This is a genomic window from Azorhizobium oxalatiphilum, assembly GCF_014635325.1.
Lineage (GTDB): Bacteria > Pseudomonadota > Alphaproteobacteria > Rhizobiales > Xanthobacteraceae > Azorhizobium > Azorhizobium oxalatiphilum.
On sequence record NZ_BMCT01000023.1, the window covers coordinates 1 to 1,344 of the forward strand.

Genomic DNA, 1,344 nt, shown 5'->3' on the forward strand with positions numbered 1-1,344 from the left:
AAGTTCACCTAATCCAGGCAGAGCTGTTCGATGCGCTCTTGGCTATCGGGCATGAGGTGGGACCCGGAGGGCTGGGGGAGAACGTCGCCACCAAGGGGGTCGATCTTCTTTCTCTTCCGGCGGCAACCCGTCTTCACATCGGCTCCTCGGCCGTCATCGAGATCACCGGGTTGCGCAATCCGTGCCACCAGATCGAGAAGTTCCAGCCAGGGCTTCTCAAGCACGTTGTTTCGTCCTCTCCCGCGGGCGTCGTACGCAAGGCCGGCGTGATGAGCATCGTCTTGCACGGTGGCGCTGTGCGCGTTGGGGATGCCATCAAAGTGGAGCTGCCGCCTCCTCCCCACGAGCCCCTCATTTATCGCGGAGCGGTCGGCTGAACGTTACGGGGAGGGGCTGCACCCATCGAAGGCTTCGCTCATCCCTTTCCGCAACGAAGCAGCGGATGGCAATGACGAGGGCAGCCCTATCCAACCTGGTGCCGTGTGCCCTGCACGGCTTAACCTCACTTTTGCGATCGGACGCGTGACTTGCCGCAACCCGGCTCCATCCATTCCTGAGCTATGACATCGCGGGCATGGTCCGTGTCGAGCAGATCGTCGATGACCGCCCCCAAGGTTTGATCTGACCGCTCGCCCAGATGTCGATCAAGAGAAGCAAGGAACGGACTGGCCTGCCGGCTGGAGCTCTGGGAAGCACCATTCTTGCGAGCATCTGACCGGGGTTGAAACCCCACTCGCGCCGCGCGTCCGCGGCGAGACGGCGACGATGGTGATGGTGTGATCATGACCTTGCCCTTGAGCGCATGAGGTTATGTTAGGTCCATAACAGGGCTATTCGAACACGGGTTCCGTTCCTCAGCAGCCGCCGCAGTAGGTGTCAAACGCTCCGATGGGTTCGTTTGAGACCTTGAGAGGGGCATCTCGCCATGGCCTCGTCGCTGCCATCAATGATCCGGATCATCCGTTCCAGCTGTTCGATGGCAGCGAGAAGGGGGAGGGATGTGCCATCCCGGACAACCGCAGACTTCCCCAAGGCAGGAGGCCTAAGCCCCGCGCGAACATCTCGATCGTCATGCCGGCAAGGGCCGAATGAGGCACCGTTCGGCGTGTACCCTACGCGCGGACGGCTGGCGTTACCCGGCCGCCGCTTCGACGACCTCCAGATGCGCGCTCTCGCCCGCTTCATGCCGAAGTCTCGCTGCCTCAAGACGCACGCCTGGCAAGGCGCGATAGAGTGCTACATAGTCTGCCGCCATGCGCCCTGCCGTAAATCGCTCATCGAAGGCATGCCGGACTGCGGCGCGATCCAGTTGAGCGATGGATCGCGCCGCAAGGACGCCGGCCT

2 protein-coding genes are annotated in these 1,344 nt (G+C 62.4%); both read left to right on the forward strand.

Annotation, left to right across the window (positions count from 1 at the left end):
* A partial coding sequence (locus tag IEW24_RS28575) for an MOSC domain-containing protein (protein WP_188584328.1) occupies positions 1–377 on the forward strand: 377 nt, incomplete at its 5' end.
* Positions 378–1,162: 785 nt separating this feature from the next.
* Positions 1,163–1,344 (forward strand): hypothetical protein (locus IEW24_RS28680; protein ID WP_210324307.1); only part of this gene is annotated, 182 nt, incomplete at its 3' end.